Genomic DNA, 10,401 nt, shown 5'->3' on the forward strand with positions numbered 1-10,401 from the left:
CGATGTTATGCCACGGCGCTAGCGGGCAAGGTAAAAATAAAAACCGTACCGCGCGGCGCATTGGGTTCGAACACCAGTGCGCCACCGTGCTGCTCCACCACCGTGCGGCAAAGACTCAAACCCAGACCCATGCCCTCGGCCTTGGTGGTGAAGAAAGGGTTGAACAGCTGAGCCTGCACATCCGGGGCAATGCCAGCCCCGATGTCCGCCACGGAGAACTCAATCCACTGCTTGCGACCGCCGCCTTTCACCCGGCGCACGCGCAGCCGCAATACCCGCTCCAAAATATGCGGCTGGTCCATCGCCTGCATGGCGTTGCGCGCCAGGTTGAGCAAGACCTGCTCGACCATGGTTCGGTCGCACAGCACAGACAGCCCATCGGTCTCGACCTCGGTCAGCACCCGCACGAGCAGCTTGCGCGCCTGCAGGTGTATCAGGGGCAGGATGGCATCCAGCAAGACCCGCGGCGCGACCGCTTCACGCACCTGGTCGCGGCGGCGCACCAAGTCGTGCACGCTCTTGATCACTTTGCCAGCACGCTCCGCCTGCTCCGCGATGCGCTGCAAGGCCAGCGTCAGATCGGCGCCGAATTCTTTGGCCGCTGCAGGCCCATGGGACCCATATGCCCCATCGGGCCCCTCGGCCAGCAGATTGATCGAACCGGCGGCGTAGCCCGAAATAGCCGCCAGCGGCTGGTTCAGCTCATGGCTCAGCAAGGACGCCATCTCGCCGACCATCGCCAGCCGCGCCGTGGCCTGCAACCGTTCCTGGCTGGTGCGCGATAACTCTTCCACGCGCCGTTGTTCGCTGATGTCCAGAAAAGCACTCATCCAGCCACTTTGCACGCCCTCGGCGTCGATCAAAGGGGCTTCGATGATGAGCACCGGAAAGCGGGAACCGTCCTTGCGCATGAACACCGACTCAAAGCCTTCGCGCGGCGGCACGTTGCCGGCCAGGCGGATGGCCTGGCGCTGCTGGTATTCGTCAATACACTCCGGCGGCCAGTAAGGCGCCGACAGGCCGTGCCCCAGCAGCTCTTCTTCCGAAAACCCCACCATCTGGCAAAACGCCGGGTTGACGTAAGTGATATGGCCTTGCAGATCGCGCGCGCGCATGCCGGTCACCAGGGAATCCTCCATCGCCTTTCGGAACGCGAGCGCATCCGCCAGATCGTGTTCGGCCTTGAGGCGTCGCCGCATATCCTTGGCCAACAGGACCAGCACCGAGACCAGGGCAAGCGACATCGCGGTGACCAGCGCGGTGAGTACATTGGGAAACAGATCGGGCGCGCCACGCCAGCTGTCCATGCGCAAGACCAGGGAGGTGCCGGGCAAATCCACCAACTGCTGGGCGGTAAAGACCCGGTTGCCACTGCGCGTGGAACGGCGCAAGGCCAGACGGGTGCCGTCGCCCTCGGTGAACGCGATTTCGTAATTGCGCGTCGTCTGGTGCACGGGCAGTGCGTCCAGCACTTCCTGCAAAGCGTAGCTGGCGATCAGATAGCCCACGGCTTTGCCGTCACGCTGCAGCGGCAGGCACAACTCCATGACTTGCACACCCAGGCCATCGGCGGAGGGCACGAAATAGCTGCTGCTGTAAGCCGGACCACTGAGGCGGCGTGCGGTGGCACAGGTCAGCACCACCTCGGACTGCGCATTGTTTCGCCCCATGTGGTCAAACACGGGTATGCGATAAGGCGTATCCACATGGGACTGCAGATGCAGGGTGCTGTCGCGCCATTCCACGCGCACCAGTTCGCGGTGCTCACGCAACAAGGTGGCGGCATCAATCACCCAGGAATTGGGCGTGGGGTCACGGTACTGCAGGGCCTGCAGGCTTTGCACGTTGCGCATCAGTGCCGCCTGGACCTCCCCCGCCGCTTGCTCCGCGTCACGCTCCAGTCGGCCCTGAACTTGCGCGGCCTCATACACCCCGGCCAGCCAGACCAGCATCGCCAGCATGGCCACGACCAGCAGCAGCAGCACACTCCAGAGTGTTCGGCGACGCAGGGTGGAGGGTGGGCGTGCCAGCGCAAGCCCCGCTTCTGCGCTCACATGACCCGATGCAAAAGCGCCGGCAACTGCGCGCGGCAGGATTCCATCCTGGCGAAATCCAAGTCGGCACTGACAACCCCAGCGCCCGCGGCCCGTTCAGCCAGAACACTGCCCCAGGGGTCAATCAGCATGGAGTGGCCCCAGGTGCGCCGCGTATTGGCATGTCGTCCGCCCTGCGCTGCGGCCACCACAAATGCGAGGTTCTCAATCGCGCGCGCGCGCAGCAGCACCTCCCAGTGATCCTGCCCGGTGGTGTGGGTGAAGGCGCTCGGCACCAGCAGCAAGTCAACCCCGGCACGGGCGTAAGCGCGGTAGAGTTCCGGGAAACGCAAGTCATAACAAACACTCAAGCCGACACGCCAGCAATGGCCATCGCGCGACGTCAACTCGAACACCTGCGGTGCATGCCCCGGCATCAAGACACGCGACTCGTCATAGCACTCCTGCCCGTTGTCAAAGCGGAACAAATGGATCTTGTCGTACCGTGCCACGCACTGGCCTGCGGGGGAGTAAACCAGCGTACTGTTGTAGACGCGGTCAGCGGGGTCAGCGGGGGTGAGGTCGTCGTGCGCTGCTGAAACAGGCATCGTTCCCGCAACAATCCACAGGCCCAGTTCGCGCGCCGTGTCGCCGAGGAAGCGCTGGATCGGCCCCGCGCCAAACGGCTCCTGAATCGCCAGTTTGTCAGTGTCCCGGTGACCCAGCAGACAAAAATACTCGGGCAACACCGCCAGCTCGGCGCCCTCCAGGGCCGCCGTACGCAACAGCGCATGGGCGCAGTCCAGGTTGCCCTGCAGCTCGGTCGTTGACACCATTTGAATCGCCGATACTTTCAACGCGTCACCTCATTCGTGCTGCCGGTGGCGGTTTTGCGCGGCACCCGGGTAATTTTTGGATCGACCCAGCTGCCGTCAATGTGCAGTTCCTGGGTTGCCGCCTCGCTCAAGGGCTTGCGCAAAAACATCTGGGCCAGGAAGGTCCCCAGCCCGATCGCCGGATTGATGACCGAGGCGATCAGCGACGCGGTTCCGGCATTGATTTCGGGCACCACCACCACCTTGAGGTCCTGTGTTTCTTTCGCAATGTCGGCCCGCCCCTCCATCAACACTGCCGCATTGACGCCCTTCATCTGCAGATTGTTGGTTTTAGCGATGCCCTGCTCGATCGTGACGTCGCCGCGAATAAAGTCAAAAGAAAAACCTTCGGAGAAGACGTCCCTGAAATCCAGCGTCAAGCGGCGCGGCAAGGACTGCAGACTCAAGACGCCGAGCAACTTGGCAATGCCCGGCTCGGCCTTCAAAAACTGGCCGGCCTCCACATTGACGGTGAAAGCGCCGCTCATGCTCGGGTAGTCCAGCGTAATCGGGGATCCCAGCCAGGCCACTTGTCCTTCCATCTTGCCGCGCCCTTTTCGAATCACGCCCTTCATGCCAAGACGCGACAGCAATTCGCCCCCATCGGCAATATCCAGTTTGAAATTCAGCACGGTGCGTCGACGCTCGGGCGCGCTGCGTGATGGCGACGGCGCGGCGGCGCCGACCCCATTCTGCGCGTTGATACTGGCCCAATTGCCGGTCGCCGTCAGCACCGCTTCGGGCATGATCATGTTGAACTTGTTGAGCCGCCACTCGCGGACACCACCGTCCCGCGCGACCGCACCGGGGCCCCGGTTGATGGCCTCCACCTCCACGCGTCCGAGCCGTTTGCCGCGCAACTCAAAATCTTCCACCACGATGTCCAGGGCGGGAATGCTCGCAGGCTGCTCATCCAGCAGGGCCTCGACGTCGCTGACGGCCCCGGGCGCAATAGTCAACCGGGCGAGCCGGGCATGCACGCGGCCCGCTCCGGCGTCCGACGGCTGGCGGTATTCCAGGTAGCCATTCAATTCACTGGCATCCAGATTGGCCCGCCACAGCAGCCCGTCGCGCGAGCCCCCCGCCACCACGTTATGCAGCTTGCGCCCCCCCACCGTCAACTCCCGCGCCCGCACCGCCATGCTGGTGGGCAGGTAAGTCAAGGCCGCGCTGGTCGCCGCGGCACCCGGCACTCGCGCGACCGTCGCCGTGGCAGGAACGGCAGCGGCCAACGACGTGCCCGCCGCCTGCGACAACACGGCGCTCCAGGCGTCCAGATCAACCGCGCTCAAGTTGATGTTGGCCACCACCCCCTCGTCGGGCAGCGGTGCCGACTCTTGCGGCGACAGGCCCACCGCAATACTGCCGCGAATGACGCGAAGCTCTGGGCCCGACAGATCGCGGATATAAAGGATCGAAGCAACGCGCCCGAGCTCCAGCGCGAACTGATCCTGCAGGCGCACCGGCCCGCCCGGCGTTGCTAGCAAAGACTCGCGAACCAACGCCGTCTCCAGCCGAAATGGCAGCAGCGCTTCGGCGCTCTTGTTCAATGGCGCGGGCAGGCTCAGGCTCAGTCCCTGCAAATTGCTGGTCACACTCAGCTCGGGCTCGCCCCGGCGAAACCCCAGCACGGCCGTGTACGCCGCACTGCCGCTGGCATGCTGCGCGATGCGCGCCACAAAGCCAAGCTCTTTGGCTTGCCGCAAGCCCTCGGCCGAGGCGGTGCCGCTGGCGCGGATCACGATCGGAGCGGCCGCGCGAGCCGCACCAACGGCGGCGCTGGTGCCCGAGAGTGCCGCTGATCCGCCCTCCAGGCGGACGTCACCGCCCAGCATTCGCGCCCGACCACCGGTGATCGTGAAACCCTTTTCGGAAAAGTTCACCACACCCCGGGCGCGGGTCAGCTTGGGCGTGTCCGGGGCTATTTGAATATCGTTGTTGCTGAGCGTCACGCTGCCCTGCAGCGTTGATTTTTCAATCGTGGCGATGGGCAGGATCAGCTTCAACTTGTAATCGGCGTTGGCGCTCGCCACGGCCCGGCCCAAGGCCCGACCGATCATCGCCCCCAGCGGCGAGCCATTGACAATGCCCAGCCCCTCGCCCAGTGCGCCCCGCGCTTCGGCGTTGACCGTCACCGTGGCGCCATGACTCAAATCGGGGATCAGGGCCTCCACCTTGTTGATCTGCAGGCCGGCCGTGGCGCCGATCCGGGCGTGGGCGGCCCTGACTTGCAGCTGCGTCCGCTCAATCACCAGTTCGCCACTGAGCTGTGTCAGCGCGGGCCAGGGCAGGGCATCCGGCGGCTGGATGCTGCGCGGCACGTAGGCATAGGTTGCATTCTGCACGTTGGCCGAGATCCTGAATTCCCCCTGCTTCGGGTCGGTAAACGGCATGTTGTGCAGGTCGCCCTTGACCTTGAACTTGACGCCGCTGGCCGTTCCGGCCACCACGGCGTCGTGCACGTAGTCCCGCACCGGACGGCGAATGATGGTTGGCAGATAGCGGTGAACCCGCGTCCCGTCGGCCCGGCTCAGGGAGGCCTGCAAATCCAGCACGCCCGGAAAGCGCGCCCGGCCCCTGGACGTTTCTGGGTCGCTGGTCTCCCATATGACCTGCGCCTCGCCTTGGGCATCGGCGTTGCTGAACTTCATGTTGGGTAACTGCACGGCAATGCGCTCACCGTTGATTTGCCATTTGGCATCGGTGGACAACTGGCTGATCGGAATCACCGGCTCGTCAAACATCCCCGGCAGTTCCACGGCACCGTTGGCCAGTCTGATGCTGGCCCGTCCGGCGGACTGATTCAAGTCGAACTCGATGCTGGCACCCCGGATACCGGGCGACCCCAGCGCCACCGGAGGGGTGCTCGTGGGGCTCCTGGTGGCATTGAGCGCGGGCGTGGCCGCCCGCGCAGCCAGTTCAAACTGGCTCACTTGGCCCTTGGCCTCGTATTTGCTGAAGGCCCCCATGGACCCCTGCCAGCTGGCCTGTAGCCGCTCCACCAAGCCTTTGGGCGCATACGCCAGCAGCGTGGCACGGGCTTGCGGGTCAATCGGCAGCCGGTTGGCGATCTGGGACAAGGCGGCCAGATCCAGCTTGTCGGCTTTGAGCTCTCCGCGAGCGGCCATTTTGCCCTCGGCACCCAGGTACATCACGCTGACATTGCCGCCCGGCCAGTGCAAGCCGTCCCGGGTGTCAAACTGAAGCGACTGGGTGGAAAATTCAAAACCGGACGCTAGAAGCCGTCCGCCCAGGCGCCCGCGCACGGACTGCAAGTCCAGGGCTTGCAGGCCCGTGCCCAGCGTGATGCTGACCTGCGCCAGGGCCACGTCCGCCACCGCACCGACCAGCTGGCCCCGGCTGACGTCGATCCAGCTCGTGACCGCGCCATTGCCTTGGTGCAGATCAATGCCGACGTCGGCATAGCGCCGCAGTTCGGACAGATCAACCCGCGTCAATGCGGCGTAGAGCTGGCCTTCCCACTCCTGCCACCGGCCGTTGTGCAGCGACAGCAAGGGCTGCCGCAAGCGGCCCATGACACTGAATCGCTCGCCCCACGGCGCCGGCGGCGTGGCATCCAGCCGCATGTCGTGCCGCCGCGCCTGGTTGCGCACGACCAGCGCCACCTGGCGCAGCGCCAGGGTGGGCGCGGCGCGCAATTCATCGGTCCACAGGATGGTGCCGTCATGAATGGCGAACTCGATTTGCGAAAAAAACCAGTCTGCCGCGCCATGCCCCGAATCGCTGCTGTTGGAAAAATCGAGCCCGGCCACGACTATTTTTCCATCCATCCCGCGCCGGATGTTGAGCTCCGGGCGGTCCACATAAAGTTGTTCGAAGCCAAGATGCAAGATGGAACGCGGTGACAGGGCGGCCAGGACGCGCGGCAGTCGCAAGGCTTCGCGACCCTGGGCGTCGAACAGCTGGACATCGGTGAGTTCAAACGACGGGATCATGCCGGACGAATACGCCGCGATGGCACCAATGCGCACCGGTACACCGAGCACCTGCGTGGCCCGGGCTTCGAGCTGCGGGCGAAACTCGCCGATTCGCGGCACAATCAACCAGTGCAACGCTCCCCAGGCCAGCCCAAAAACAAACCACGCCGTCAACACCAAGCCGAGTGCCCAGCGGGCAACGGTGGTTAACGTTTTCAGCAGTGGTGAAGGGGCGAGCGTCGAGTCAATCATTGGGAACTTGGAGATACGACAGGAATTATGACCCGCCCCGCATTGTCATCCCACTCGCGCTTCAGCCAGCGCGTTCGACGCCGCTTTGAGAGTCAACTGCATTTATTGCCCCCCGGTGTTCCGGACCCGGCTTCGATGGCGCAGACCTTCGCGGCGCTGCAGGCTTCGGGCTTTGACGCCGGCAGCGCTTTGCGAACCACGCGACAGCTGGTCGTGGAGCGCCTGCTGTGTCTGGACTGTGATGAACAGGCCCCCTTGCAGCAGGTGACCCAGGCCATGACGGAGCTGGCGGAGTTCGCGTTGAACATCGCTTTGAGCGAAGCCCAGCAGATGCTGGACCAGACCCACGGCAGCCCCCACACCGCAGAGGGTCAACGCGCCCGGCTCTGGATCGTCGGCATGGGCAAGCTCGGCGCACGGGAGCTCAACGTGTCGAGCGACATCGACCTGATCTACATCTACGACCAGGACGGCGACACCACGGGCGATGCGCTGGGACGCGGGCGCATTTCCAACCAGGAGTATTTTGCCAAGGCGGTACGGGCCATTTTTGCCCTGATCGGCGATACGACCGAACATGGCTTTGTCTTTCGCGTCGACCTGGCGCTGCGGCCCAACGGCAATTCCGGCCCCCCCGCGGTATCGCTGGGCGCGCTCGAAGAATACCTTCATGTGCAGGGCCGCGAGTGGGAGCGCTTTGCCTGGCTCAAGAGTCGGGTGGTGGCACCCCTGGGCAGAGAGGACAGAGGCTCGGCCCAGGCGCTGCGCAGCGTGGTGCTGCCCTTCGTCTTCAGGCGCTATCTCGACTACAACGTCTTTGACTCGCTGCGTGTACTGCATCGGCAAATTCGCGAACATGCGGGCAGACGCAGCGCCGGGCGCCCGGAGCGCGCCAACGACGTCAAGCTGTCGCGCGGCGGTATCCGCGAAATTGAATTCATCGTGCAACTGCTGCAGGTGGTGCGCGGCGGGCAGTTTCCCGAACTCAGAACGCGGCCCACCCTCGCGGCGCTGCCCCGACTTGCCAAGGCCGGCCTCATGCCGCAAAAGACAGCCGAGGCGCTGGCCGAGGCCTATCTCTTCCTGCGCCGGGTGGAGCACCGCATTCAGTACCTGGACGATCAGCAGACCCATGTCTTGCCAACGCAGGACCATGACCTGGACTGGATCGCGAGTACCCTGGGCTATGCCACCTCGTATCAGCTCTTGCACCAGCTCGACATGCACCGCGAACTGGTGGCCCGGGAATTTGATGCGCTGCTGGGCGGCGGCGTTGACAAGGAATGCAAGGGCTGTAACGGCGGCAAGTCGGGCGCTGCAGCGCCCGACTTTGACGAGTTGCTGGAACAGTTGCCTGGGGACTTTCGCGCCCGGATTGCCACCTGGCGTGAGCACCCGCGGGTATTGGCCTTGCGTGAAGATTCACGTGCCAGACTGATGCGCTTGATTGCGCGCACCGCCCAGTGGATCGTTGAGGGCAAGGTCACCGAGGAAGCCGCTGTTCGCCTTGCCGACTGGATTGAACCCCTGCTGCGGCGAGAAAGCTACCTCGCCCTGCTGCTGGAGCGACCCAATGTGCATGAGCGGCTGCTGCGTTTGCTGGGGGCCGCGCGCTGGCCCGCACGCTACCTGCTGCTGCACCCGGGCGTGATTGACGAGTTGGCCAGCGCCGACATGCTGGATGAGCGCTTTTCTGCGGCAGACTTCGAGCACGAGCTCGATCATCGGCGCGCCTCGCTGGCCGGTACGGGGGAAGACGATGACGAAACCCTGCTCAACCTGCTGCGCCGCGCCCATCACGCCGAGGTGTTTCGCACCCTGGCGCGCGATGTGGAAGGCCGGCTGAGCGTGGAGGAGGTGGCCGACGACCTGAGCGCCCTGGCCGACGCGGTGTTGCGCGTGACCACCCGCTGGTGCTGGGACCGCCTGAAAACCAGGCATCGCGAGACCCCCCAGTTTGCCATCATCGCCTACGGCAAACTCGGCGGCAAGGAACTCGGCTACGGCAGCGATCTGGACATTGTGTTTGTCTACGCCGACGAGGACGACCGCGCCCCCGAGGTCTATGCCAATCTGGTGCGCAAGCTGATCAACTGGCTGACCGTCAAAACCGGCGAGGGCGACCTGTACGAAATTGACACCGCGCTGCGACCCAACGGCAACTCCGGCCTGCTGGTCACCTCCTTTGACGCCTACGCCAATTACCAGCAGCAGCGCGGCAGCAACACCGCCTGGACCTGGGAGCACCAGGCCATGACGCGCGCCCGTTTTTGCCTGGGCGACGACGTGTTGCGGCAACGCTTCGATGCCATCCGCAAGGCCGTGATCTCCGCACCCCGTAACGCCGACGATCTGAAGCTTGAGATCAACACCATGCGCGAGCGGGTGCGTGCCGCCCATCCCGTCAAAGGCGAGAAATTTGACGTCAAGCACAGTCCGGGCGGCATGATCGACGTGGAATTCGTCATGCAGTACCTGGTCCTGTCGGAATCGGCGCTGCACCCCGAGTTGATGGACAACGCGGGCAACATCGCCCTGCTCGACCGCGCCGAAGCCTTGGGGCTACTGCCCGCCGGGGTCGGCCACGCCGCCGCCAGCGCCTACCGGGAGTTGCGCCGGGTGCAGCATCGCGCACGGCTTAACGAGGAGCCGACCCAGGTCATCATGCCCGAATTGCAGGCGCAGCGCGATGCGGTGCTGGTCTTGTGGCGGACCGTGTTTGACGCCAAAATACTGGAGCCCGAATCCGTAACCTGTGCCACCGGCGTCTAAGGTGCATGGGTCGCCAAAAAGAGGAAATCCAATGGCACAAGCCAAGCTCCTGCTCGACTATGTTTACGCGCACGAGGCCGCGCATCCAGACCGGGTTTACCTGACCCAACCGATCGGCAACGGCCAGGTGGTCGACTATTCATGGGGGCAGGCGCTCGATCAGGCGCGCCGCATGGCGGCGCACTTGCAAGGCATGGGCTTCGGACCCGGCGCGCGAATTGCCATCCTGTCCAAGAACTGCGCCCACTTCTTCCTGGCCGAGCTGGCGATCTGGATGGCCGGTGGCACCACCGTCGCCATCTCTCCCACAGAAGGGGCAGACACCGTGCGCTACGTGCTGGCGCACAGCGAGGCCAGCCTGCTGTTTGTCGGCAAACTCGATTCCTGGGAACGGCAGTTGCCGGGTGTTCCGGCCGATCTGCCGCGCATCGCCTTCCCGCTGGCGCCGCCGACGCCGTATGAAACCTGGGACGCGATCATCGCGCGCACGGCCCCGCTGGGCGGCCGCCCGCAGCGCGCCCCGCACGACCT

The 10,401-nt window shown here is 64.7% G+C and carries 5 protein-coding genes; 2 read left to right on the forward strand and 3 right to left on the reverse strand.

Annotation, left to right across the window (positions count from 1 at the left end; translation table 11 throughout):
- Nucleotides 1-5: 5 nt before the first annotated feature.
- The 3 genes from B3V69_RS06360 to B3V69_RS06370 are packed head-to-tail and all read right to left on the reverse strand — an operon-like array spanning nt 6 to nt 7,098.
- Nucleotides 6-2,054 carry a two-component system sensor histidine kinase NtrB gene (locus B3V69_RS06360; protein WP_296444853.1) on the reverse strand — a complete coding sequence of 683 codons (2,049 nt, stop codon included), beginning with the start codon at nt 2,052-2,054 and terminating at the stop codon, nt 6-8.
- A complete protein-coding gene (locus tag B3V69_RS06365; RefSeq protein ID WP_296444855.1) occupies nt 2,051-2,890 on the reverse strand; it encodes a carbon-nitrogen hydrolase family protein in 840 nt (279 codons plus the stop codon). Before B3V69_RS06365 ends, B3V69_RS06360 begins: the two co-directional genes overlap by 4 nt.
- Nucleotides 2,887-7,098 (reverse strand): YhdP family protein, encoded by a 4,212-nt coding sequence (locus tag B3V69_RS06370; RefSeq protein ID WP_296444857.1) that lies wholly within the window; start codon nt 7,096-7,098, stop codon nt 2,887-2,889. The genes B3V69_RS06365 and B3V69_RS06370 overlap by 4 nt, the downstream gene beginning before the upstream one ends.
- 27 nt (nt 7,099-7,125) lie before the next feature.
- Here B3V69_RS06370 and glnE point away from each other — a divergent pair, with 27 nt between their 5' ends.
- Together glnE and B3V69_RS06380 are read left to right on the forward strand one after the other, a co-directional pair.
- Nucleotides 7,126-9,870, forward strand: coding sequence for a bifunctional [glutamate--ammonia ligase]-adenylyl-L-tyrosine phosphorylase/[glutamate--ammonia-ligase] adenylyltransferase (glnE, locus tag B3V69_RS06375; protein ID WP_296444859.1), 2,745 nt, complete (start codon nt 7,126-7,128; stop codon nt 9,868-9,870).
- A 31-nt stretch (nt 9,871-9,901) separates the two neighbouring features.
- Nucleotides 9,902-10,401, forward strand: a 500-nt coding sequence (locus B3V69_RS06380) for an AMP-binding protein (RefSeq protein ID WP_296444861.1), incomplete at its 3' end; no start/stop codon positions are given.

Source organism: Rhodoferax sp. UBA5149 (assembly GCF_002413825.1).
Classification (GTDB): Bacteria; Pseudomonadota; Gammaproteobacteria; order Burkholderiales; family Burkholderiaceae_C; genus Rhodoferax.

Bases quoted from the DNA above. Each gene is read 5' to 3' on its own strand.
- B3V69_RS06370 (WP_296444857.1), bottom strand. From the start codon at position 7,098: ATGATTGACTCGACGCTCGCCCCTTCACCACTGCTGAAAACGTTAACC.
- glnE (WP_296444859.1), top strand. From the start codon at position 7,126: ATGACCCGCCCCGCATTGTCATCCCACTCGCGCTTCAGCCAGCGCGTT.